At 52.4% G+C, this 24,536-nt stretch carries 24 protein-coding genes; 8 read left to right on the top strand and 16 right to left on the bottom strand.

All coding sequences use genetic code 11. The features are described 5' to 3' along the window. The first annotated feature begins 186 nt into the window (after positions 1 to 186). Positions 187 to 1,560, top strand: a complete 1,374-nt coding sequence (gene aroP / locus ACJHX7_RS14325) for an aromatic amino acid transporter AroP (RefSeq protein ID WP_000969912.1) — start codon at positions 187 to 189, stop codon at positions 1,558 to 1,560. Between the two features lie 42 nt (positions 1,561 to 1,602). Here the strand turns inward: aroP and ampE are convergent, their stop codons facing one another. Both ampE and ampD read right to left on the bottom strand, forming a co-directional pair. Continuing rightward, a complete protein-coding gene (gene ampE / locus ACJHX7_RS14320; protein WP_000172019.1) occupies positions 1,603 to 2,457 on the bottom strand; it encodes a beta-lactamase regulator AmpE in 855 nt (284 codons plus the stop codon). After that, positions 2,454 to 3,005 carry a 1,6-anhydro-N-acetylmuramyl-L-alanine amidase AmpD gene (gene ampD / locus ACJHX7_RS14315; protein ID WP_094030008.1) on the bottom strand — a complete coding sequence of 184 codons (552 nt, stop codon included), beginning with the start codon at positions 3,003 to 3,005 and terminating at the stop codon, positions 2,454 to 2,456. The genes ampE and ampD overlap by 4 nt, the downstream gene beginning before the upstream one ends. A gap of 87 nt (positions 3,006 to 3,092) precedes the next feature. Here ampD and nadC point away from each other — a divergent pair, with 87 nt between their 5' ends. The 4 genes from nadC to hofC all read left to right on the top strand — a co-directional run bounded on the left by nadC (position 3,093) and on the right by hofC (position 7,216). Beyond that, the gene (gene nadC / locus ACJHX7_RS14310; RefSeq protein WP_001135168.1) at positions 3,093 to 3,986 is read left to right on the top strand and encodes a carboxylating nicotinate-nucleotide diphosphorylase; all 894 of its coding nucleotides are present in this window, start codon (positions 3,093 to 3,095) and stop codon (positions 3,984 to 3,986) included. A 202-nt stretch (positions 3,987 to 4,188) separates the two neighbouring features. After that, entirely contained in the window at positions 4,189 to 4,629 is a 441-nt protein-coding gene (ppdD, locus tag ACJHX7_RS14305; protein ID WP_000360914.1) for a prepilin peptidase-dependent pilin, read from the top strand. 9 nt (positions 4,630 to 4,638) lie between these two features. Continuing rightward, complete coding sequence (gene gspE / locus ACJHX7_RS14300) at positions 4,639 to 6,024, top strand: type II secretion system protein GspE (protein ID WP_024248108.1); 1,386 nt, start codon at positions 4,639 to 4,641, stop codon at positions 6,022 to 6,024. Continuing rightward, on the top strand, positions 6,014 to 7,216 hold the full coding sequence (gene hofC / locus ACJHX7_RS14295; RefSeq protein ID WP_097465923.1) for a protein transport protein HofC: 1,203 nt from the start codon (positions 6,014 to 6,016) through the stop codon (positions 7,214 to 7,216). The genes gspE and hofC overlap by 11 nt, the downstream gene beginning before the upstream one ends. Positions 7,217 to 7,250: 34 nt before the next feature. On the opposite strand, the gene guaC is transcribed toward hofC, so the two are convergent. Then, a complete protein-coding gene (gene guaC, locus ACJHX7_RS14290; protein ID WP_001217338.1) occupies positions 7,251 to 8,294 on the bottom strand; it encodes a GMP reductase in 1,044 nt (347 codons plus the stop codon). A 155-nt stretch (positions 8,295 to 8,449) separates the two neighbouring features. After that, positions 8,450 to 8,494 carry a protein YacM gene (locus ACJHX7_RS14285; protein ID WP_120795372.1) on the bottom strand — a complete coding sequence of 15 codons (45 nt, stop codon included), beginning with the start codon at positions 8,492 to 8,494 and terminating at the stop codon, positions 8,450 to 8,452. Positions 8,495 to 8,518: 24 nt separating this feature from the next. On the opposite strand from ACJHX7_RS14285, the gene coaE reads away from it, so the two are divergent. From coaE to yacG, 3 genes are read left to right on the top strand one after another with little or no spacing between them, the layout of a single operon-like run. Then, complete coding sequence (gene coaE, locus ACJHX7_RS14280) at positions 8,519 to 9,139, top strand: dephospho-CoA kinase (RefSeq protein WP_001269506.1); 621 nt, start codon at positions 8,519 to 8,521, stop codon at positions 9,137 to 9,139. Beyond that, positions 9,139 to 9,882 (top strand): cell division protein ZapD, encoded by a 744-nt coding sequence (gene zapD / locus ACJHX7_RS14275; protein ID WP_032172684.1) that lies wholly within the window; start codon positions 9,139 to 9,141, stop codon positions 9,880 to 9,882. The genes coaE and zapD overlap by 1 nt, the downstream gene beginning before the upstream one ends. Positions 9,883 to 9,891: 9 nt before the next feature. Then, entirely contained in the window at positions 9,892 to 10,089 is a 198-nt protein-coding gene (yacG, locus tag ACJHX7_RS14270) for a DNA gyrase inhibitor YacG (RefSeq protein WP_000005042.1), read from the top strand. Between the two features lie 98 nt (positions 10,090 to 10,187). Here the strand turns inward: yacG and mutT are convergent, their stop codons facing one another. The 12 genes from mutT to murD form a co-directional block, all read right to left on the bottom strand. Continuing rightward, positions 10,188 to 10,577 (bottom strand): 8-oxo-dGTP diphosphatase MutT, encoded by a 390-nt coding sequence (gene mutT / locus ACJHX7_RS14265; protein WP_032172682.1) that lies wholly within the window; start codon positions 10,575 to 10,577, stop codon positions 10,188 to 10,190. Between the two features lie 59 nt (positions 10,578 to 10,636). Then, the gene (gene secA / locus ACJHX7_RS14260) at positions 10,637 to 13,342 is read right to left on the bottom strand and encodes a preprotein translocase subunit SecA (RefSeq protein ID WP_000905780.1); all 2,706 of its coding nucleotides are present in this window, start codon (positions 13,340 to 13,342) and stop codon (positions 10,637 to 10,639) included. A gap of 61 nt (positions 13,343 to 13,403) precedes the next feature. Continuing rightward, positions 13,404 to 13,916, bottom strand: coding sequence for a secA translation cis-regulator SecM (gene secM / locus ACJHX7_RS14255; RefSeq protein WP_000014320.1), 513 nt, complete (start codon positions 13,914 to 13,916; stop codon positions 13,404 to 13,406). A 230-nt stretch (positions 13,917 to 14,146) separates the two neighbouring features. Beyond that, positions 14,147 to 15,064 carry a UDP-3-O-acyl-N-acetylglucosamine deacetylase gene (gene lpxC, locus ACJHX7_RS14250; RefSeq protein WP_032172680.1) on the bottom strand — a complete coding sequence of 306 codons (918 nt, stop codon included), beginning with the start codon at positions 15,062 to 15,064 and terminating at the stop codon, positions 14,147 to 14,149. Positions 15,065 to 15,164: 100 nt separating this feature from the next. Further along, a complete protein-coding gene (gene ftsZ, locus ACJHX7_RS14245) occupies positions 15,165 to 16,316 on the bottom strand; it encodes a cell division protein FtsZ (protein WP_000462776.1) in 1,152 nt (383 codons plus the stop codon). A gap of 61 nt (positions 16,317 to 16,377) precedes the next feature. Continuing rightward, positions 16,378 to 17,640: a cell division protein FtsA gene (gene ftsA, locus ACJHX7_RS14240; RefSeq protein WP_000588474.1), complete on the bottom strand. Its 1,263-nt coding sequence runs from the start codon at positions 17,638 to 17,640 to the stop codon at positions 16,378 to 16,380. Then, positions 17,637 to 18,467: a cell division protein FtsQ gene (gene ftsQ, locus ACJHX7_RS14235; protein WP_000075744.1), complete on the bottom strand. Its 831-nt coding sequence runs from the start codon at positions 18,465 to 18,467 to the stop codon at positions 17,637 to 17,639. Before ftsQ ends, ftsA begins: the two co-directional genes overlap by 4 nt. A gap of 1 nt (position 18,468) precedes the next feature. Further along, positions 18,469 to 19,389 carry a D-alanine--D-alanine ligase gene (gene ddlB / locus ACJHX7_RS14230; protein ID WP_094030010.1) on the bottom strand — a complete coding sequence of 307 codons (921 nt, stop codon included), beginning with the start codon at positions 19,387 to 19,389 and terminating at the stop codon, positions 18,469 to 18,471. Next, the gene (gene murC / locus ACJHX7_RS14225) at positions 19,382 to 20,857 is read right to left on the bottom strand and encodes a UDP-N-acetylmuramate--L-alanine ligase (protein ID WP_001096048.1); all 1,476 of its coding nucleotides are present in this window, start codon (positions 20,855 to 20,857) and stop codon (positions 19,382 to 19,384) included. Before murC ends, ddlB begins: the two co-directional genes overlap by 8 nt. A gap of 53 nt (positions 20,858 to 20,910) precedes the next feature. After that, positions 20,911 to 21,978 (bottom strand): undecaprenyldiphospho-muramoylpentapeptide beta-N-acetylglucosaminyltransferase, encoded by a 1,068-nt coding sequence (gene murG, locus ACJHX7_RS14220; RefSeq protein ID WP_000016564.1) that lies wholly within the window; start codon positions 21,976 to 21,978, stop codon positions 20,911 to 20,913. After that, on the bottom strand, positions 21,975 to 23,219 hold the full coding sequence (gene ftsW, locus ACJHX7_RS14215; RefSeq protein ID WP_001295532.1) for a cell division protein FtsW: 1,245 nt from the start codon (positions 23,217 to 23,219) through the stop codon (positions 21,975 to 21,977). The genes murG and ftsW overlap by 4 nt, the downstream gene beginning before the upstream one ends. Beyond that, on the bottom strand, positions 23,219 to 24,535 hold the full coding sequence (gene murD, locus ACJHX7_RS14210; RefSeq protein ID WP_089582853.1) for a UDP-N-acetylmuramoyl-L-alanine--D-glutamate ligase: 1,317 nt from the start codon (positions 24,533 to 24,535) through the stop codon (positions 23,219 to 23,221). Before murD ends, ftsW begins: the two co-directional genes overlap by 1 nt. Position 24,536: the final 1 nt, after the last annotated feature.

Here is a 24,536-nt window from a genome sequence, read left to right as displayed (position 1 = left end):
CTCATCTTCAACCATGCATAAAGCGGGTGCATTCGCTGCCGCATACCATTATTCTTTATCTGACGGAAGTCCTTTTGTAACAATTCAAACGTCTTTGATGTAAACAAATTAATACAAAAAACGGAATTGCAAACTTACACACGCATCACTGCGTAGATCAAAAAAACAATCACCGCACGAGGTTTCATGATGGAAGGTCAACAGCACGGCGAGCAGCTAAAGCGCGGCCTTAAAAACCGCCATATTCAGCTTATCGCGCTGGGTGGCGCGATAGGGACCGGGCTATTCCTGGGTAGCGCCTCCGTAATACAGTCCGCAGGGCCAGGGATTATCCTGGGTTACGCCATTGCTGGTTTTATCGCCTTTCTGATCATGCGTCAGCTGGGTGAAATGGTGGTCGAAGAACCTGTCGCAGGCTCCTTTAGCCACTTTGCTTATAAATACTGGGGCAGCTTTGCTGGCTTCGCTTCTGGCTGGAACTACTGGGTACTGTACGTTTTAGTTGCCATGGCAGAGCTGACTGCCGTGGGTAAATACATTCAGTTCTGGTATCCGGAAATCCCCACCTGGGTTTCTGCCGCCGTATTCTTTGTGGTGATCAACGCCATTAACCTGACAAACGTAAAAGTGTTTGGCGAGATGGAGTTCTGGTTTGCCATTATCAAAGTTATCGCGGTGGTAGCGATGATCATCTTCGGCGGCTGGCTGCTATTCAGCGGCAACGGCGGCCCACAGGCGAGCGTTAGCAACCTGTGGGATCAGGGTGGTTTCCTGCCGCACGGCTTCACCGGGCTGGTGATGATGATGGCGATTATCATGTTCTCTTTCGGTGGTCTGGAACTGGTGGGCATCACCGCAGCAGAAGCAGATAACCCGGAGCAAAGTATTCCAAAAGCGACTAACCAGGTTATCTACCGCATCCTGATTTTCTATATTGGTTCGTTAGCCGTTCTGCTCTCGCTGATGCCGTGGACCCGCGTTACTGCTGATACCAGTCCGTTTGTACTGATCTTCCACGAATTGGGCGATACCTTTGTGGCTAATGCGCTGAACATCGTGGTACTGACTGCTGCGCTCTCCGTGTACAACAGCTGCGTATATTGCAACAGCCGTATGCTGTTTGGTCTGGCACAACAGGGCAACGCGCCAAAAGCGCTGGCGTCTGTCGATAAACGCGGCGTACCAGTCAACACCATTCTGGTGTCTGCGCTGGTTACGGCATTGTGCGTGCTGATTAACTACCTTGCACCGGAATCCGCATTCGGCCTGTTAATGGCGCTGGTGGTATCTGCACTGGTAATCAACTGGGCGATGATTAGCCTGGCGCATATGAAATTCCGTCGCGCCAAGCAGGAACAAGGCGTGGTAACCCGCTTCCCAGCTCTGCTTTATCCGCTGGGTAACTGGATCTGCCTGCTGTTTATGGCGGCGGTACTGGTGATTATGCTGATGACCCCAGGAATGGCGATTTCGGTATACCTGATCCCGGTATGGCTGATCGTGTTAGGTATCGGCTATCTGTTTAAAGAGAAAACCGCCAAAGCCGTAAAAGCGCATTAATCTCTCTACGCCCTCACCCGTGCAGGGTGAGGGCAATAATCTTTACACCAACGCCCCGTAAATCGTCAGTAGCGCAATTACCACCACGACCACGAACGAGGTTTTCTTCGCCATGGAAACCGCTGCCTTTGGCGTTTCCACCTTATCGACATGCGGTTCACGCGCCAGAGAGAACTGTGCCAGACGCGTTAATACCTGATATTGCGAAGTATGGAAATCACCCAGCGAAGCAAACCAGGCCGGTAACGCTTTCTCCCCATGACCGATCAAGGCATATACCACACCCGCAAGACGAACCGGCACCCAATCCAGTACATGAAGCACGGCATCAATGCCGGACTGTAAACGATGATGCGGCGTCTGGTAACGCGCCAGCCAGTATTGCCATGCACGCAAAAACGCATACCCCATCAGCGTAACGGGTCCCCAGGTTCCCCCCACAATCAGCCAGAACAGCGGTGCAAGATAAAAACGAAAGTTAATCCACAGCAATGCATTTTGCAGCTCACGCAAATACTCACGTTCATCGCAGCCTGCCGGGACGCCGTGAATCATGGTGAGTTCGCCAGCCATCGTGGCACGGGCATGGCTATCATTACGTGAAGCAGCTGTCAGATAAGCATGATAATGAAGACGAACTTTACCTGCGCCAATACACAGCAAACCAATCAGCAGCCACACCAGCAGCGTGGGAACGTTGAATAATACTCCCTGCAATGTGCGTAACAGTAAAAAAGTCACGCCCATCGCAATAATGGTCATGCCTAATGTGCGCCCGAGAGAAAAATGTTTCACCCGCCGAAAGAACGCTTCAAGACGATGATCAAGCTGCCAGTGCTCGCCCAACTTAAACAGGCGCTCGAAAATTAACACCAGTAAGGTTGTAAATAGCGTCATGTTGTCTCCTTGCTGACCAGCGCACGAAACCGTGCCCAATCAAATGCAGGACCGGGATCGGTTTTCCGATCCGGCGCAATATCACAATGGCCCGTCATGTTATTAGCGATATCCGGATAGCGATCAATCAGTGCCCGCGTAACCACCGCAAGCTGTTGATACTGCGCATCGGTATACGCCAGCGTATCGGTGCCTTCCAGCTCAATCCCAATAGAAAAATCATTGCAGCGTTCACGCCCCTGATACTGAGAGACTCCCGCATGCCAGGCACGTTTATCGAAAGGAACATACTGGACTATTTCACCATCGCGGCGAATCAAACAGTGAGCGGAGACGCGCAAATGGGCGATCTCAGCAAAGAAAGGATGTGCCTGCGGATCAATAGTTCCAGTGAATAATGCGTCGATCCACGGACCGCCAAACTCGCCTGGCGGCAGGCTAATATTGTGCACCACCAGCAGGGTGGGTGTTTCGTCATCCGGGCGGCAATCGTAATGTGGTGAGGGAACGCGGCGCGCGCCAGCCAGCCACCCCTGTTCTAACAACATGCAGGATCTCCTTATATGTGGTGCTAATACCCGGTTCAGAGTAGCATGTTTCTACCTTATGATTCGTTAGCTATCTGGAGTTTTAACATGCCGCCTCGCCGCTATAACCCTGACACCCGACGTGACGAGCTGCTGGAACGCATTAATCTCGATATCCCCGGCGCGGTGGCCCAGGCGCTGCGGGAAGATTTAGGCGGAACAGTCGATGCCAACAATGACATTACGGCAAAACTTTTACCGGAAAACTCTCGCTCTCATGCCACAGTGATCACCCGCGAGAATGGCGTATTTTGCGGCAAACGCTGGGTTGAAGAGGTGTTTATTCAACTGGCAGGCGACGATGTCACCATAATCTGGCATGTGGATGACGGCGATGTCATCAACGCCAATCAACCCTTGTTCGAACTTGAAGGCCCATCTCGCGTGCTGTTAACGGGCGAACGCACTGCGCTTAATTTTGTGCAAACCCTTTCAGGAGTTGCCAGTAAGGTACGCCACTATGTCGAATTACTGGAAGGCACCAACACGCAGCTGTTGGATACGCGCAAAACCTTACCCGGCCTGCGTTCAGCTCTGAAATACGCGGTACTTTGCGGCGGCGGAGCGAATCACCGTCTGGGGCTTTCTGATGCCTTCCTGATCAAAGAAAACCATATTATTGCCTCCGGCTCAGTGCGCCAGGCGGTCGAAAAAGCGTCCTGGCTGCATCCAGATGCGCCAGTAGAAGTCGAAGTAGAGAATCTGGAAGAACTTGATGAAGCCCTGAAAGCAGGAGCCGATATCATCATGCTGGATAACTTCGAAACAGAACAGATGCGCGAAGCCGTCAAACGCACCAACGGCAAGGCGCTACTGGAAGTGTCTGGCAACGTCACTGACAAAACACTGCGCGAATTTGCCGAAACGGGCGTGGACTTTATCTCCGTCGGTGCGCTAACTAAACACGTACAGGCACTCGACCTTTCAATGCGTTTTCGCTAATTGCTAACAGATTTATCCGCTCCATCGCGGGCGGATAATCTCCCCTTTCCCAACTTTCTTCGTAACGCCTCGCAAATTTCTTGTCTTTCGCTGCAACGTAATAAAAAACTCCGGAAGCTGCTTTCCCGTTTCGTTTTTTGCCCCTCGCTTGTGCTGATGGCGTTTGCCAAAGTAGCGCCAACCAAATCAAGGAGCGAAACAAATGGACAAGCAACGCGGTTTTACACTTATCGAACTGATGGTGGTTATTGGCATCATTGCCATTTTAAGCGCCATTGGTATTCCCGCTTATCAAAACTACCTGCGCAAAGCCGCACTCACCGACATGCTACAAACCTTTGTGCCTTACCGTACCGCCGTAGAGTTGTGCGCGCTGGAACATGGTGGATTAAATACCTGCGACGGTGGCAGCAATGGCATTCCTTCGCCTACCACCACCCGCTATGTTTCAGCCATGAGTGTGGCAAAGGGCGTGGTGTCGCTGACCGGGCAAGAAAGTCTCAATGGGCTAAGCGTCGTCATGACGCCGGGTTGGGATAACGCAAACGGCGTCACCGGCTGGACGCGCAACTGCAATATTCAAAGTGACAGCGCATTGCAGCAAGCCTGCGAAGATGTCTTCCGCTTTGATGACGCCAACTAAGGAGCGGCAATGAATATTCCACAGCTCACCGCCCTGTGTCTGCGTTATCAGGGAGTCTTGCTGGATGCCAGCGAAGAGGTGGTTCATGTTGCGGTAGTCGATGCACCTTCGCATGAGCTACTGGACGCATTGCATTTCGCTACCACCAAACGTATTGAGATCACCTGCTGGACGCGCCAACAAATGGAAGGTCACGCCAGTCGCACACAACAGACATTGCCCGTAGCTGTTCAGGAGAAGCATCAGCCCAAAGCAGAGTTGCTGACTCGAACGTTACAGTCTGCGCTGGAACAACGCGCGTCTGATATTCATATCGAACCAGCGGACAATGCCTACCGCATCCGCTTGCGTATCGACGGCGTATTGCATCCTTTACCGGACGTTTCACCGGATGCCGGAGTCGCATTAACCGCCAGATTAAAAGTGCTGGGAAATCTGGATATTGCGGAACATCGCCTGCCGCAGGACGGGCAATTCACTGTCGAACTGGCAGGAAACGCCGTCTCATTTCGTATTGCGACCTTACCATGTCGGGGTGGTGAAAAGGTGGTATTAAGGTTGTTACAGCAGGTGAGCCAGGCACTGGATGTTAACACGCTGGGAATGCAGCCGTTACAACTGGCGGACTTTGCTCATGCATTGCAACAACCACAGGGATTGGTGCTGGTAACTGGCCCTACAGGCAGCGGCAAAACGGTCACGCTTTATAGTGCCCTGCAAACGCTGAATACCGCTGACATTAATATTTGTAGCGTCGAAGATCCGGTTGAGATCCCCATAGCCGGACTAAACCAGACGCAAATCCATCCGCGTGCCGGACTCACCTTTCAGGGCGTTTTGCGTGCGTTATTGCGCCAGGACCCTGACGTCATCATGATCGGAGAGATTCGCGATGGCGAAACGGCAGAAATTGCCATAAAAGCCGCGCAAACCGGTCACCTGGTGTTGTCCACGCTACACACCAATTCCACCTGCGAAACGCTGGTGCGTTTACAGCAAATGGGCGTTGCTCGCTGGATGCTTTCATCGGCACTTACGCTGGTAATAGCCCAGCGTCTGGTACGTAAACTTTGCCCACATTGTCGCCGACAGCAAGAGGAGCCCATCCATATTCCAGACAATGTATGGCCGTCGCCGCTGCCCCACTGGCAGGCACCCGGTTGTGTACATTGCTACCACGGTTTTTATGGTCGCACGGCCTTATTTGAAGTTCTGCCCATAACACCGGTCATACGTCAGCTTATTTCCGCTAATACCGACGTTGAATCGCTGGAAATGCACGCCCGACAGGCGGGTATGCATACGCTTTTTGAAAACGGCTGCCTGGCCGTGGAGCAAGGCTTAACCACCTTTGAAGAGTTAATCCGCGTATTGGGGATGCCGCATGGCGAGTAAGCAACTCTGGCGCTGGCATGGCATAACCGGCGACGGTAATGCGCAAGATGGGATGCTATGGGCAGAGAGTCGTGCTTTACTGCTTATGGCACTACAGCAACAGATGGTTACCCCACTTAGCCTGAAGCGAATCGCCATCAATTCTGCGCAGTGGCGAGGAGATAAAAGCGCGGAAGTCATTCATCAACTGGCGACGCTACTCAAAGCCGGGTTAACGCTTTCTGAAGGGCTGGCACTGCTGGCGGAACAGCATCCCAGTAAGCAATGGCAAGCGTTGCTGCAATCGCTGGCACACGATCTCGAACAGGGCATTGCCTTTTCCAATGCCTTATTACCCTGGTCAGAGGTATTTCCGCCGCTCTATCAGGCGATGATCCGCACGGGTGAACTGACCGGTAAGCTGGATGAATGCTGCTTTGAACTGGCGCGTCAACAAAAAGCCCAGCGTCAGTTGACCGACAAAGTGAAATCAGCGTTACGTTATCCCATTATCATTTTAGCGATGGCAATCATGGTGGTTGTGGCAATGCTGCATTTTGTTCTGCCGGAGTTTGCCGCTATCTATAAGACCTTTAACACTCCGCTACCGGCGCTAACGCAGGGGATCATGACGCTGGCAAGCTTTAGTGGCGAATGGGGTTGGTTGCTGGTGCTATTCGGCTTTCTGCTGGCGATAGCCAATAAGCTGCTGATGCGCCACCCAACCAGGCTTATCGCACGGCAGAAATTGCTGCTACGCATCCCGATTATGGGTTCACTGATGCGGGGACAAAAACTCACGCAGATCTTTACGATTCTGGCGCTGACTCAAAGTGCAGGCATTACTTTTTTACAGGGCGTAGAGAGCGTCAGAGAAACAATGCGCTGCCCGTACTGGGTGCAACTTCTGACACAAATCCAGCACGATATCAGTAACGGTCAACCCATCTGGCTGGCGCTAAAAAATGCCGGTGAGTTTAGCCCACTCTGTTTGCAATTAGTGAGAACAGGAGAGGCATCCGGCTCGCTGGATCTCATGTTAGACAACCTCGCCCATCATCATCGGGATAACACACTGGCGCTGGCGGATAACCTCGCAGCCTTACTGGAACCGGCGTTGCTGATCATAACGGGAGGAATTATCGGTACGCTGGTGGTGGCAATGTATCTGCCAATTTTCCATTTAGGCGATGCGATGAGTGGAATGGGATAACGCTGGCGTGTTGCTCCACGCCAGCGTTGGGAGATTACAGGTTGTTGAAGATGCGGTTTTCTTGTTCCTGCACACGGATAAATGTGGTGCGCTTGGTCAGCTCTTTCAGGCGTGAAGCCCCAACGTATGTACAAGCTGAACGCAGGCCGCCCAAAATATCACGCGCGGTATTTTCAACCGGGCCTCGCAGCGGCAGCTTAACGGTTTTACCTTCTGCTGCGCGATATTCCGCAACGCCGCCAACGTGACGTTTCATCGCAGACTCGGAGCTCATGCCGTAGAACAGCATAAATTTCTCGCCGTTCTCCTCAACGATGCGACCGCCGCTCTCTTCGTGGCCCGCCAGCATGCCGCCAAGCATGACGAAATCGGCACCGCCGCCAAAGGCTTTCGCGACATCGCCCGGCGTGGTGCAGCCACCGTCGCTGACGATCATTCCGCCCAGACCGTGCGCAGCATCGGCACATTCGATTACCGCAGAAAGTTGCGGATAACCGACGCCTGTTTTGACGCGAGTTGTACAAACAGAACCTGGGCCAATGCCAACTTTAACGATATCGGCACCGGAGAGGATAAGCTCCTCACACATTTCACCAGTCACTACGTTGCCAGCACAAATGGTTTTGGTCGGCCACGCTTCACGCGCTTTCGCAACGAACTGCACGAAGTGTTCGGAATAACCATTCGCCACGTCAATACAAACGAAGTTTAATGCCGGGTTCAGGTCGAGAATCTGTTTAGTTTTTTCGAAATCCGCATCAGACGTGCCGGTAGAAACCATCACATGTTTCAGCACATCAGCGGAAGAATTGTTGATAAACGCTTGCCACTCTTCGACAGAATAGTGTTTATGCACAGCAGTCAAAATATCAAAAGAAGCCAGCGCAGAGGCCATAGAAAATGTGCCTACGGTGTCCATATTTGCGGCGATAATCGGCACGCCGGACCAGCTCTGACCTGAATGTTTGAAGGTGAATTGACGTTCCAGTTCAACATCGGAACGGCTTTTAAGAGTGGAGCGTTTAGGGCGGATGAGAACGTCTTTAAAACCTAACTTCAGATCTTCTTCAATACGCATGTGCGGATTCCTGGGGTTAATGGCTATAAGGGTAAGAGCGCAACTCCAGTGACGCTATCATACGCACTAATCAATGCGGCGCAAGACTGCGAAATTGTCTTTTTTTACGCTACAATCCCATAAATTTACCTGGTAAATAGTGAGCGAACGTTTCATCAATTTCGCTTTCGTGCGCTCATTTTTAACGTTTTGATAATCATGATGAATTCCCGGGAATATAAATTATGAGGTATATAGTTGCCTTAACGGGAGGCATTGGCAGTGGCAAGAGTACCGTTGCCAATGCGTTTGCTGATCTCGGAATTAACGTCATTGATGCCGATATTATTGCGCGTCAGGTGGTTGAACCAGGTGCACCTGCGCTACATGCCATTGCTGATCACTTTGGCGCTAACATAATTGCTGCTGATGGAACATTGCAGCGCCGGGCCTTGCGCGAGCGGATTTTCGCCAACCCGGAAGAGAAAAACTGGCTTAACGCCCTGCTGCATCCGCTGATTCAGCAAGAGACGCAACACCAGATCCAGCAAGCAACTTCCCCCTATGTACTGTGGGTTGTGCCATTGCTGGTAGAAAACTCACTGTATAAAAAAGCGAATCGAGTGCTGGTGGTGGATGTCAGCCCAGAAACGCAACTTAAGCGCACCATGCAGCGCGACGATGTAACTCGCGAGCATGTCGAACAAATCCTTGCTGCTCAGGCAACGCGCGAAGCTCGCCTTGCCGTGGCAGATGACGTCATTGATAATAACGGCGCACCGGATGCTATCGCATCGGATGTTGCCCGCCTGCACGCACACTATTTGCAGCTTGCGTCGCAGTTTGTCTCACAGGAAAAACCGTAATGCAGACCCAGGTCCTTTTTGAACATCCACTAAATGAAAAAATGCGTACATGGCTGCGCATTGAGTTTTTGATTCAGCAACTCAACGTTAATCTACCCATCGTTGACCACGCTGGCGCGCTGCATTTCTTCCGTAATGTCAGTGAATTACTGGATGTTTTCGAGCGCGGCGAAGTCCGCACTGAGCTGTTGAAAGAACTTGACCGGCAGCAACGTAAACTCCAGACCTGGATTGGCGTGCCTGGCGTGGACCAGAGCCGTATTGAAGCATTAATTCAGCAGTTAAAAGCGGCGGGGAGCGTATTAATTTCCGCGCCGCGTATCGGGCAATTTCTGCGTGAAGATCGTTTGATTGCTCTGGTGCGTCAGCGACTGAGCATCCCGGGCGGCTGTTGTAGCTTTGATTTACCTACATTGCACATTTGGCTGCATCTACCCCAGGCGCAGCGCGACAGCCAGGTAGAAACCTGGATTGCCAGCCTGAACCCGCTTACCCAGGCACTTACCATGGTGCTGGATTTAATTCGCCAGTCGGCCCCCTTCCGTAAACAAACCAGCCTGAATGGTTTTTATCAGGATAACGGTGGCGATGCCGACTTGCTGCGCCTGAATCTGTCGCTCGATTCACAGCTTTATCCGCAAATTTCCGGTCATAAGAGCCGTTTTGCCATTCGTTTTATGCCGCTGGACAGTGAAAACGGACAGGTACCAGAACGTCTGGATTTCGAACTGGCCTGTTGCTAAGGAGTAAAAATGTCAGAAACTATTACGGTGAATTGCCCAACCTGCGGGAAAACGGTGGTGTGGGGTGAAATCAGCCCGTTTCGGCCATTTTGCTCCAAACGTTGTCAGCTGATCGACCTCGGAGAATGGGCTGCTGAAGAAAAACGAATCCCCAGCAGTGGCGATCTTTCCGAAAGCGATGACTGGAGCGAAGAGCCAAAGCAGTGACATTTTATCTGATGCGACGCTGGCCTGATAAGACGCGGGCAGCGTCGCATCAGGCATCGTGTGCGAATGTCGGATGCGGCGAAAACGTCTTATCTGACCTACAGACGTTTAAGCTTCGCAAGTACCGGTTCATTGGCTGGCGGAAAATCATCGGCATTCAGACCAACCAGCGACATCCACTTACCGGGTTGCCCTTCTTTACCCCAGGGCTCCCCTTCCCAGCTTTCGACCAGCCAGAACCACAGAGTTATATGCCTGTCCGGGAATTCATATTCCAGTTTTTCAAATAGCGAAAAATGTTGTGGGGTAATCCCGACTTCTTCCTGAAGTTCACGCACCACCGCCTGTTCCGGCGTTTCGCCCATTTCAATTTTACCGCCGGGAAACTCCAGTTTATTCGCCATGTGCGCATCTGCTGCGCGACGCGTTATAAAGATTTCATTGTTCTCGTTGCGAATAATACCTACCGCAATTTGCAGCTTTTTCATTGTCTTAAACCTATAAAAAAGGCGCAGAATCCTGCGCCTTTTACTTCAACTGTTAGCTTTTATTGCAGGCGACCATGGCACTGCTTGTATTTTTTACCAGAACCGCACGGGCAAGGATCGTTACGTCCTACTTTGCGTTCACCGGTTTGCGCCGCCAGTGCAGCTGCGGCAGCAGAGTCGTCATCCTGATGGCTAAGCTGCTGCATTTGCGCTAAACGCTCGGCTTCCATACGACGCTGTTGTTCCAGCTCCTCAACCTCTTCAGGCATACGTACCTGGACTTTGCTTAACGTGCTGATAACTTCATATTTTAACGACTCCAGCATCGCTGCAAACATGGAGAACGATTCACGTTTGTATTCCTGCTTCGGATCTTTCTGTGCATAGCCACGCAGGTGGATACCCTGACGCAGATAGTCCATCGCCGCCAGGTGCTCTTTCCACAGAGAGTCGAGAGTTTGCAGCATGACGCCTTTTTCGAAGTGACGCATCATCTCAGCACCAACCACTTCTTCTTTACGCTGATACACTTCGATGGACTGCGCCAGAATGCGCTCACGCAGCGTCTCTTCATGCAGTTCTGGTTCTTTATCCAGCCACTCGGCAATTGGCAAATCGAGGTCGAAATCGTTCTTCAGACGTTCCTGCAGTCCCGGAATATCCCACATTTCTTCCAGCGACTGTGGCGGAATGTAGGCATCAATGGTCGCTTTGAACACATCTTCACGAATGCTGTTGATGGTTTCGCTCACATCGCTGACATCCAGCAGTTCGTTACGCTGGGAGTAAATGGCGCGACGCTGATCGTTAGCCACGTCATCATATTCCAGCAGTTGCTTACGAATGTCGAAGTTACGGCTTTCAACTTTACGCTGGGCGTTGGCAATCGCTTTGGTCACCCACGGGTGCTCAATGGCTTCGCCTGGCTTCATACCCAGTTTACGCATCATGCCGGATACTCGGTCGGAAGCAAAAATACGCATCAGCGCATCTTCCATCGACAGGTAGAAACGGGAAGAACCAGCATCCCCCTGACGACCAGAACGACCGCGCAACTGGTTATCGATACGACGGGATTCGTGACGCTCGGTACCGATGATATGCAGGCCACCTGCTGCCAGTACCGCATCGTGACGTACCTGCCAGTCGGCTTTAATTTTTTCAATTTGCTCTGCGGTCGGATTTTCCAGCGCGGCAACTTCTGCCTGCCAGCTACCACCGAGCACAATATCGGTACCACGACCCGCCATGTTGGTCGCGATAGTCACCGCTGCCGGATAACCTGCCTGAGCAACAATCGCCGCTTCGTTGGCGTGGAATTTGGCGTTCAGGACGTTGTGCTTAATACCGGCTTTGGTCAGTTCGTTTGATACCAGCTCCGATTTTTCGATGGAGATAGTACCCACCAGCACCGGCTGGCCTTTCGCAGTACGTTCTTTGATATCTTCAATGATCGCCTGAATTTTTTCCGCTTCAGTCATGTAGACCAGGTCCGGCAGATCTTTACGAATCATTGGACGGTTGGTCGGAACAACGACGGTATCCAGCTTATAGATGGAGCTGAATTCGAAAGCTTCGGTATCAGCAGTACCGGTCATCCCCGCCAGTTTTTCATACAGACGGAAGTAGTTCTGGAAGGTGATCGACGCCAGCGTCTGGTTTTCGTTCTGGATCTGTACACCTTCTTTCGCTTCCACTGCCTGATGCAGGCCATCGGACCAACGACGTCCCTGCATGGTACGACCGGTGTGTTCGTCAACGATGATAACTTCACCATCTTTAACGATGTAGTCGACGTCTCGGGTAAACAGCGCATGAGCGCGCAGCGCCGCCGTTACGTGGTGCATCAGCATGATGTTGGCCGGAGAGTACAGAGACTCCCCTTCATCCATGATGCCTTCTTTCACCAGCAGTTCTTCAATCAGCACCAGACCACGTTCGGTCAGGTTCACCTGGCGAGATTTTTCGTCCACCGAGAAGTGGCCTTCGCCCTGGAAGGTTTCGGAGTCTTCTTTTTCCTGACGGATCAGGTGCGGAATAATTTTATTCACGCGTTTATACATTTCCGAGCTGTCTTCTGCCGGGCCGGAAATGATCAGCGGTGTACGCGCTTCATCGATCAGGATGGAGTCCACTTCGTCCACCAGCGCATAGTGCAGTTTACGCTGTACACGTTCTTCAGGGCTGAACGCCATGTTGTCGCGCAGGTAGTCAAAGCCGTATTCGTTGTTCGTACCGTAAGTGATGTCAGCTGCGTAAGCTTCACGCTTTGCCGGTGCTGGCATGCCCGGCAGGTTGATACCAACAGTCAGGCCAAGGAATTCAAACAGCGGACGGTTGTTTTCGGCGTCACGTTGCGCCAGGTAGTCGTTGACGGTAACTACATGCACGCCTTTACCGGTTAGTGCGTTCAGGTAAGCAGGCAGCGTTGCGGTCAGGGTTTTACCTTCACCGGTACGCATTTCGGCGATGCAGCGTTCGTTAAGAACCATACCGCCGAGTAACTGAACGTCGAAGTGACGCATACCAAAAACACGCTTACTGGCTTCACGCACCACAGCGAAGGCTTCCGGGATCAAGTTTTCCAGCACTTCGCCTTTTTCCAGACGCGCGCGGAACTCTGCGGTTTTCCCTTTCAGTTCTTCATCGGAGAGTTTTTCCATCTCCGGTTCCATGGCATTGATGATGTTGACCACTTTGCGCATCCGGCGCAGGGTGCGATCGTTACGACTACCGAAAACTTTAGTTAATAATTTGATTAGCATAATAAAATCTCAAACGCCCCGCGTTGCGGAGTCAATAAAATGAAGTAAAGGTTTATTGTTGTTAGCTGAGGCGTTGAGGGCCAGCACGGATGCCTTGCGCCTGGCTTATCCAGACGGGCGTGCTGAATTTTGCTTGCGGGGTAAAATGCGCATAATCAATGCGATAACCCTTTTCAGACGGCGTGCCTTCCTGGGTCAACAGCGCGCTGAGCGTATCCAGTAATGCAAGATGTTGCGCCTGAAGAGGCAAAGATTCTTCAGCAACGGGCAGCGTTTGCGGTGCCATTGCGAAGGAAAGATGGCGGATTACCGTGCGAATGGCATGTTGATGCCAGTAATCAACGGAATAGTTCGAATTCGGGCGGCGCGTGTTCGCTTCCAGCAAGGCCAATTGACCAAAGTTAACTTTGGCTGAAGGCTCGTGGTTGCGGGTTGTCGCTTTTGCGGGCGCGTTTGGTTCGGCGGCATTGCTGAGTGCAGGCAAACCTAAACTCGCCGCGACCATCCCTAATAAGAGATGCGGCCAGAAGTAGCGTTTACCAAACTGTCGCCAGCGCGTCAGTATTCCACTCACGTTATTGCCATCCCGATCGTATTCAAACGTATTTAGCGCACAAATCTTATCATTAAAGCCTGAAGTCCACAGCACGAATGAAGATAAGTTATGCGTAAAAGTGCTTAAGAAAACAGCGTTCGCACCGTTTTTTATCGTTCTTATAAAATTCAAAAAAAAACGACTGGTTCACCTGGCCGGAGAGAGTGCCAGATTTGCCAGTCGAATTTTATACGACAGTATAAATGTCGTTATGCCATTACGGCTGAAGGCGCTTTGAAGGCCAACGGCAGTTCTGCGTCGTCCTGGAAGGTCACATATTCCCAGGCTTCCTGTTTTGCAAGGACAGCCTGCAGCAGTTTGTTATTCAGTGCATGACCAGATTTATAAGCGGTAAATGCACCAATAATATTGTGACCACACATGAACAAGTCACCGATCGCATCGAGCATTTTGTGACGCACAAATTCGTCTTCAAAACGCAGGCCGTCTTCGTTCAGTACGCGATAATCGTCAACAACGATGGCACAATCGAAGCTGCCGCCCAGGCACAAACCACGGGACTGCAGATATTCGATATCACGCATGAAACCGAACGTACGCGCACGGCTGATCTGGCGCATAAACGCATCAGCGGAGAAGTTCATCGCATAGCGCTGGTTGCTGGAATCAATAGCCGGATGGTTAAAATCGATGGTGAAATCCAGCGAAAAACCATTGTACGGCTTAAATTCAGCCCACTTATCGCCATCTTCGACACGAACAGTCTCTTTGATGCGAACAAATTTCTTGGCGCAGTTCAGCTCGTCGATACCGGCGTCAAGCAGCAGGTATACAAACGGAGCGGCGCTGCCGTCCATGATCGGGATTTCCGGCGCGTTAACTTCGATAACAATGTTATCGATGCCCAAGCCCGCGAGAGCAGCATTGAGGTGCTCTACGGTTGAAATCCGTACATCATGCTCGTTGACCAGACACGTACAGAGCATGGTATCACGCACAGATTTGGCATCGGCCGGGAAATCTACCGGTGGATTCAAGTCGGTGCGACGATAGATGACCCCGGTGTTGGCCGGCGCAGGGCGTAACGTCAGGGTGACTTTCTTGCCGGTATGTAAACCGACACCCGTCGCCTGAACGATACGTTTAAGTGTCCTTTGTTTGATCATCGTATTATCTCGCCAAATTACCTATCCAACCGAAGTGTACTATACATTCGGCGGGCCAGTTTAGCACAAAGAGCCTCGAAACCCCAATTCCAGTCAATTCTTAATCAGCTTGCTTACGCAGGAATGCTGGGATATCCAGATAATCTGGCTCTTTCGCAGTTTGCGGCGCATTGTCATTCACGACTTTAGCAACCGGCTTCTGCTCCTGGGTCAGCGGAGCCATCCCGTGCTGCTGGTAGCGATCCATCACTGGCTGCTGAACCTGCTTATTGGTCACCAGAGTGATTTCAGGACGTTTGTCCATGCCGATACCTGTCGCAACAACAGTTACGCGCAGCTCGTCATTCATATCCGGGTCAAGAGAAGTACCGATAACCACAGTCGCGTTGTCGGAAGCAAATGCACGGATGGTGTTACCTACCGTTTCGAACTCATCCAGACGCAGGTCGAAGCCCGCTGTGATGTTAACCAGCACGCCGCGCGCGCCAGACAGGTCGATATCTTCCAGCAGCGGAGAAGAGATAGCCATTTCAGCAGCTTCTTCCGCACGGTCTTCACCGCTCGCCACGCCAGAACCCATCATTGCGTAGCCCATTTCAGACATTACGGTGCGAACGTCTGCAAAGTCCACGTTCATCAAACCCGGACGAGTAATCAGTTCGGCGATACCTTGTACAGCACCTTTCAGTACATCGTTCGCTGCGCCAAACGCATCCAGCAGGGAGATACCGCGGCCCAGAACTTTCAGCAGTTTGTCGTTCGGGATAGTGATCAAAGAGTCCACATGCTTGGACAGTTCAGTGATCCCCTGCTCCGCGAATGCCATACGCTTCTTGCCTTCAAAGTTGAAGGGCTTAGTGACGACAGCAACGGTCAGGATACCCAAATCTTTTGCCACTTCAGCGACGACTGGTGCTGCACCTGTACCGGTACCACCACCCATACCCGCAGCAATAAAGACCATGTCTGCACCTTCCAGCGCCGCACGCAGTGCATCGCGATCCTCATCAGCCGCATTGCGGCCAACTTCTGGATTAGCGCCAGCTCCCAGTCCTTTGGTGATACCGCTACCGATTTGAATCGTCTGTCCAACCGCTGTTTTACGCAGCGCTTGTGCATCGGTATTTACCGCGAAGAATTCAACACCTTCAATGCGCTCGCGCACCATGTGTTCAACAGCATTACCGCCGCCGCCGCCGACGCCGATGACTTTAATCACCGCGTCATTGGTAAGTTCCATTGGTTCAAACATAGTTTCTCTCCGATTTGTGCCTGTCGCCTGAGGCCGTAATCATCGTCGGCCTCATAAAAAATTAAAACTCTTTTCGCAGCCAACTATTGAGTCGCTTGATCCACGAGCCAACTGATGCTGTAACACGTTTTTCTACTTCAGCTTCACCGTTAAGATGTGACTCTTTCCCATAGTGAAGCAATCCCACCGCCGTCGAATAATACGGCTCCTGAGCATAATCCGTTAAACCGGTAATGTTCAGCGGCGCGCCGATACGCACTTGCGTATGAAACACGCGCTGAGCACAGGCTGCAAGACCTTCGATCTGCGCTGCGCCACCGGTTAATACAATGCCTGCCGCCAGGTGATGTTTAACCCCTTGTTGGCGAAGCTTTTCCTGCAACTGCAATATCTCTTCGTTGACCAAATTGAGCAGCTCGGTATAGCGCGGCTCGATCACCTCTGCCAGGGTCTGACGTTGCAGACTCCGCGGCGGACGACCGCCTACGCTCGGCACTTCCACGCTCTCATCTTTTCCAACGATGGAGCCCAGCGCACAACCGTGGCGAACTTTAATCGCTTCGGCGTCACTTGGCGGTGTGCCAAAGGCGTAAGCGATATCACTGGTCACGACATTGCCAGCATAAGGAATTACCTTCGTGTGGCGCAATGCCCCACCGGTATAAACGGCGATATCCATTGTACCACCACCGATATCGACAACGCAGACACCCAGTTCACGTTCATCTTCCGTCAATACCGAATAACTTGATGCCAGTCCGGCAAATATCAGTTGGTCAACTTTCAGCCCACAACGTTCAACCGCTTTGACGATGTTTTTCGCCATATCGTTGTGACATGTGATCAGGTGCACTTTTGCCTGCATCCGCACGCCCGAAAGTCCTACCGGATTCTTGATCCCTTCCTGATAGTCAATCGCATACTCTTGCGGGATCACATGCAGCACACGATGCTCATCGCGCACACGCACCGATTTCGCGGTATGGACGACGTTTTCCACATCTTCTTGCGTCACTTCTTCTTCAGAAATAGGCACCATACCAATTTCATTCTGGCAGCTGATGTGCTTACCAGAAAGCGCCAGATATACCGAAGAGATCTGACAATCTGCCATCAATTCTGCCTGGTCAATGGCGCGTTGTACGCACTTGACCACGGATTCGAGGTCGTTCACCCCGCCTTTATCCATACCACGCGACGGGCAGCTGCCCACGCCAATGATATTGACCATACCGTCGGGCAGAACTTCCCCTACTAAAGCGGCAACCTTCGCGGTACCAATCTCCAGTCCTACTACCAGTTTTCTGTCCGTCGCCTTGATCATTGTTGTTCTGCCTGTGCCTGATTTTGTTGCTGAGTAGATTCCTCTGGCGGCAAGGGCGCCCAGCCTACTGCCGCTCCAGAGTCATAACGCAAATCAACGTAGCTAATCCGTTTGCCATCGGTTTGCGCCTGCTGCTGTAAAACCGGATAAAGTTCTACAAAGCGAGCCAAACGTTTCATCGTATCGCCCCGGCCAAGATTGAGCTTAATATCGTTATTCAGCGTCAACTGCCAGGAACGCCGCGCGGTCATCGCCGCTTCCTTCAGAGTAAATCTGTCCTTTGCCAGCATCTGCCCCATTTCGCGATAGCCCTGCAACACTTCATTGGCGCTGCCTTCCGGGCCATACAGCATTGGAAGCACCTGCTTGCTGGTGCGATCTGGCGGCACGCTGAAAGTGTTTCCTTCCGCGTCTACCATATGTTGATCATTCCACCGCGCAATCGGCACATATTCAACCAGATGAATCTTCAATTCATCAGGCCACTGCTTTCTGACGCTCACCTGCTTAATCCACGGCAGGCGTTGTTCTATTTGCGTCTGGATGATGTTGACATCCTGGGTCATAAAGGTACCTGGCTCACCCAATGCCAGGATCGACTGCCGGATATCGTCATTACGCGTGTAATGGCGTTCACCGGTCAACACCAGCTTTGAGAGCGGCAGGCGTTGCGCATCTTCCATCCAGCCCAACACGACCCAGCCGCTCACCAACACTGTCGTTAAAACGGTCAGCAGGAAAAGGATCCCCGCCAGACGCGTTCCATTATTGCGGCGAGAAGAAACCTCTTCTTCGCTGTTTCGCGTGTTCAGAGCAGCCTGCGACATATTAGTCCGCCAGTTCCAGAATTCGTACTACCAACTGCGAGAAGCTCATACCTGCCTGACGTGCCGCCATCGGCACCAGGCTGTGGCTGGTCATACCCGGTGAGGTATTGGCTTCCAGCAGATAAAACTGTCCATCGCTGTCCAGCATAACGTCAATACGTCCCCATCCTTTGCAACCTAACGTCGTCCATGCTTTCAGCACTAATGCCTGCAAATTGGCCTCTTGTGACGCTTCCAGACCTGCGGGGCAGAAATACTGTGTCTCATCAGAGAGATACTTCGCCTCATAATCATAGAAGGTTCCGGACGGTTGAATACGTATTGACGGTAAAATTTCTTCACCGAGTATCGCAACCGTGAACTCCGGCCCACTTAGCCATTTTTCAATCAATACTTCTTCATCGTGCTGAAATGCCAATCTTAATGCATCTTGTAGAGCATTTTCTGCTACTACTTTTGACATTCCCACACTGGAACCTTCGCGGCTCGGCTTAACGATAACCGGCAAACCCAGAACAGAAATTTCTGCTAACTGCTTATCACTCAGGCCTTTTTCAAACTCTGCGCGGGTTAACGCTACCCACGGAGCGACCGGTAAACCGGCACCTTGCCACAGAAGTTTGCTGCGTAGTTTATCCATTGAAAGCGCAGATGCCATCACTCCGCTGCCGGTATAAGGCAAGCCCATCAGCTCGAGCATGCCCTGCAGCGTGCCATCTTCACCGCCGCGACCATGTAGCGCGATAAACACTTTCTGAAAGCCCATCGACTTCAGTTGCGTCACGTCGACTTCTTTCGGGTCGACAGGATACGCGTCAATACCGCCTTCACGCAGCCCGGCTAACACCGCTGCACCAGAATTCAGAGAAACTTCCCGCTCAGCGGAGGTCCCGCCCAACAGGACCGCGATTTTATCAGTCATGTTGTTCTTCCTCCGGAGTTTGCGGCTTCAGTTTGATTTCAGCTAAAGAACGGGCAATTTTTCCGATATTACCAGCCCCCTGAACGAGAATCAGGTCGTTACCGGTTAATACCGGTGCCAGCATCTCGGCTACCTGCGCCGGGTCCGGCACCAGAATGGGATCAATTTTCCCACGTCCACGAATTGTGCGACACAGCGAACGGCTGTCCGCTCCCGGAATTGGCGCTTCGCCAGCCGGATACACTTCCAGCATCAACAGGGTATCAACCTGCGTCAGCACATTGGCGAAATCATCATACAGGTCGCGCGTACGGGTAAAACGGTGCGGCTGAAACAGCATTACCAGGTTTTTATCCGGCCAGCCTGCACGCGCCGCTTTAATAGTGGCGTCCACTTCCGTCGGGTGGTGGCCGTAGTCATCGACCAACATCGCCGTACCGCTTTTACCATTCACTGGCTCCAGCGGGAATTCACCGAGGAAATCAAAACGACGACCAGTACCCTGGAAGCTCTCCAGCGCACGCAAAATAGCCTCGTCGTCAATGCCCTCTTCCGTAGCAACCGCAACCGCAGCTGCGGCGTTCAGCGCGTTATGACGACCTGGCGCATTCAGGGTGACGCGCATCGGCTCTTTGTCCTGGCGCAGCAGCGTAAAGTGCCCCTGCGGGCCAATCTGCTGATAATCTTCTACACGCACGTCGGCATCTTCGCTGAAGCCGTAAGTCGTGGTCTGACGTCCCACTCGCGGTAACAATTCGCGGATCACCGGATCATCAACACACATCACTGCACGACCGTAAAACGGCAGGTTGTGCAGAAAATTAATAAAGGTCTGTTTTAAATTCTCAAAGTCGCCCTGGTAGGTATCCATGTGGTCGGCTTCGATATTGGTGACAATCGCCACCATCGGTTGCAGATGCAGGAACGATGCATCACTCTCATCTGCTTCGGCAATCAGGTACCGACCATGCCCCAAACGCGCATGAACCCCCGCCGCTTTTACCAGCCCGCCGTTAACGAAGGTTGGGTCGAGCCCCGCTTCTGCGTAGATGCTGGAAACCATCGCGGTGGTTGTCGTTTTGCCGTGTGTTCCGGCAATGGCGATGCCATGACGAAAACGCATTAACTCAGCCAGCATTTCAGCACGACGGATCACCGGAATACGCGCTTCATGAGCGGCAACAATTTCCGGGTTATCGGCAGAAATCGCGCTGGAAACAACGACCACGCTGGCATCACGTACGTTTTCCGGGCGATGGTTGAAATAAATCGTCGCACCCAGATTCATTAACTGCTGCGTGACCGGATTTGGCGCTAAATCGGAACCACTGATCTGATAACCTTCATTGGCCAGAACTTCGGCAATACCGCCCATACCGGCACCACCGATGCCGACAAAATGTATGTGCCGAACGCGACGCATTTCGGGCACGATGGAACGCAGTTTTGCCAATTGTTGTGTATTCATTCTTTACGCCATTAACTTCTTAAATTCATACGATGCAAAAGGCATCGCTACAATTACGCCCGGGCAGCCCGGCTCACTTCATTTGCCACTCGCTCGGTGGCATCCGGAATGGATGCAGCCCGGGCGCGTTCTGCCATGGTTAATAAGGTTTCTCGCGACCACCCGGCCAGGGTGTTGGCGACAGCATCCACGCTAAGCTGTGACTGCTCGATAATTTTGGCTGCGCCCGCTTTTTCCAGCGGTAGCGCATTCCAGTATTGCTGACGGTCTTTATGTTGAAACGGCACAAACAACGCCGGAAGTCCTGCCGCGGCGATTTCACTCACCGTTAACGCACCGGAGCGGCAAACAACGACATCCGCCCACGCATACGCCGCCGCCATATCATCAATAAATTCCGTCACTTTATGCTGCGGTTGTCCCGCTTCGGCATACGCCTGTTCAACGGATTGTTGCGAACCTTTGCCGCTCTGATGCCAGATAGTGACTGAATCACCCAGTTTTGCAGCAACCTGCGGCATTGTCTGATTAAGAATGCGTGCGCCCTGGGAACCACCCACTACCAACACACGAACCGGACCTTCACGTCCAGCCAAACGTTGCTGCGGCAACGGCAGCGCCAGCACATCGGTACGCACCGGGTTACCCACCACTTCCGCATTAGGGAAAGCGCCTGGAAACGCCTGCATCACTTTGGTAGCAATCTTCGCCAGCCATTTATTGGTTAAGCCCGCAATACCGTTTTGTTCATGAAGTACAACCGGAATGCCTAACGACCACGCAGCCAGACCACCTGGACCTGATACATAGCCGCCCATACCGAGCACCACGTCAGGTTTGTACGCTTTCATAATCGCCCGCGCCTGACGCCAGGCGTTGAAGATACGCAGCGGCGCAGCTATCAGTGCTTTTATACCTTTTCCACGCAGACCAGAGATACGAATGAAATCAATTTCGATGCCATGTTTTGGCACTAAGTCCGCTTCCATACGGTCGGCAGTCCCCAGCCAGCGAACTTGCCAACCCTGAGCCATTAGATGGTGCGCAACCGCCAGTCCCGGGAATACATGTCCACCGGTTCCGCCTGCCATCACCATTAATCGCTTCCCTTGACCACTCATCGTGAACCTCGTACAAACGCCTGCGCTTTCTCCAGACGCGTTTCATAATCAATACGCAACAGCATCATGATGGCTGTCGACATAATCAGTAAGCTCGAACCACCGTAACTGATCAGCGGCAATGTCAGACCTTTGGTCGGTAACATCCCCGCCGCCGCGCCTACGTTAACCAGCGCCTGGAAACTAAACCAGATACCAATAGAACAGGCGAGAAAACCGGAAAAACGGTGGTCAATTTCTAATGCTTTGCGGCCAATCGACATCGCGCGAAAAGCGACGAAGAATACCATTAAAAGTGCCAGCACCACACCGACATACCCCAGTTCTTCGCCGATAATGGCGAAAATAAAGTCAGTGTGCGCTTCCGGCAGATACTCCAGTTTTTGTACCGAGTTACCTAAACCTTGTCCCCACAGTTCACCGCGACCAAACGCCATCAACGATTGCGTTAACTGATAGCCGCTGCCAAAGGGATCTTCCCACGGATTCCAGAATGCGGTAACACGGCGGATACGGTACGGTTCGGCGAGGATCAGCAACACAACAGCTGAAATGCCCATACCGATAATGGCAATGAACTGCCACAATTTCGCTCCCGCCAGGAACAACATCGCCAGCGTAGTCACAAACAACACCACCACCGTACCAAGGTCTGGCTGTGCCAGCAGTAACACTGCCAACACCAGAATTACGCCCATCGGTTTCAGAAAGCCGCGCAGGTTATTACGTACTTCGTCGCCTTTACGCACCAGATAGTTGGCGATATAGCAAAACAACGACAGTTTTGTCAGCTCCGCAGGCTGGATACGCAGCAAGCCGAGATCGATCCAACGCGATGCCCCTTTAACCGAGCTACCCACTACCAGAACGATCATCAGCAGGATGATAGATCCGAGCAGCATCGTGGCACTGTAGCGTTGCCAGAACTCCATCGGCAGACGCAGCGTAATGATCGCCAGAATGAATGCCAGGATCAGATAGACGCCATCACGCTTCGCGAAGAAGAACGGATCGTTGGTTAAGCGTTGCCCTATGGGCATTGACGCCGAGGTCACCATGATAAAGCCAATCGCCGCGAGGCCGAAGGTCAGCCACAGTAAGGTGCGATCGTACATGATCAGGCTGTCGGTATCTTTTTCCCGCGAGCCCATCACCCAGCCCTTTAGCGCCGTGGAGATCCAGACCAGAATACTGAATCCTGGCAGGCGCGGCATTTTCAGGCGAGGGAGAGATAAACGCATCAACCTAACTCCTTCGCCAGACGGGCAAACTCATTGCCTCGTTGTTCAAAGTTCTTGAACTGATCAAGGCTGGCACAGGCCGGGGAGAGCAGAACCATATCGCCCGGCTGAACACGCGGAGCCAGCAAGCGCATCGCCTGTTCCATGGTTTCGGTTTGTTCTGCCACTTCCGGGCGTAGCGCCGCCAGCTGCGCGCCGTCCCGACCGAAACAATACAGACGTACGTTATCGCCAATCAGGTAACGCGCCAGTGGGCTAAAATCTGCCGATTTACCATCGCCGCCCATCAACAAATGCAGCGTGCCGTCTACGTGCAGGCCATTCAGTGCCGCTTCCGTACTGCCGACGTTGGTCGCTTTTGAATCGTTAATCCAGCGCACACCGTTATGCTCCAGCACAACTTCAAAGCGATGCGGCAGACCAGTGAATGTGGTTAACGCTTTCAGGCTGCTGGCGCGCGGCAAACCAGCGGCATCTGCCAGTGCCAGAGCTGCCAGTGCATTGGTGTAGTTATGCTGCCCGGAAAGTTTCATTTCTTTCACGTTCAGCACTTTCTCGCCCTTCACCCGCAGCCAGGTTTCACCCTGCTGATGATTCAGGTGATAGTCACCCATGTTGACGCCAAAGCTGACGCAGCGTTCATCCGCACCGCGAATCGGCATTGTTAAGGCATCATCAGCATTAACCACGCAAATTTTTGCGTTTTCGTAAATGCGCAGTTTTGCTGCACGATACTGTTGTAAACCAAACGGATAGCGATCCATATGATCTTCAGTTACGTTCAGAATGGTCGCTGCTACCGCCTGTAAACTGGAGGTGGTTTCAAGCTGGAAGCTCGACAGCTCCAGCACGTACAGTTCGCACTCATCATCCAGCAGCATCAACGCAGGCAGGCCAATATTGCCACCCACACCAACGTTAACCCCCGCCGCTTTCGCCATTTCACCCACTAGCGTGGTGACCGTGCTTTTGCCGTTAGAACCGGTGATCGCCACAATCGGTGCTTGTGCTTCACGACAGAACAGCTCGATATCGCCAACGATTTCGATTCCGGCATCAGCGGCAGCACTTAAGGATGGATGCGCCAGTGCAATACCGGGACTGGCGACAATCAGATCGGCCGCCATCAGCCATTCATCATTCAGACCGCCCGTGTGGCGTTCTACAGCTTCGGGTAATTTATCCAGGCCTGGCGGTGTCATACGCGTATCCATAACGCGCGGCGTCACACCGCGAGCGAGGAAAAAGTCCACGCAGGAAAGCCCGGTGAGGCCCAGGCCGATAATGACAACATTTTTACCCTGGTAATCAGCCATG

This window comes from Escherichia sp. WS1451, from assembly GCF_046487365.1.
Classification (GTDB): Bacteria; Pseudomonadota; Gammaproteobacteria; order Enterobacterales; family Enterobacteriaceae; genus Escherichia; species Escherichia coli.
This window is presented reverse-complemented; position numbering and strand designations above follow the sequence as displayed.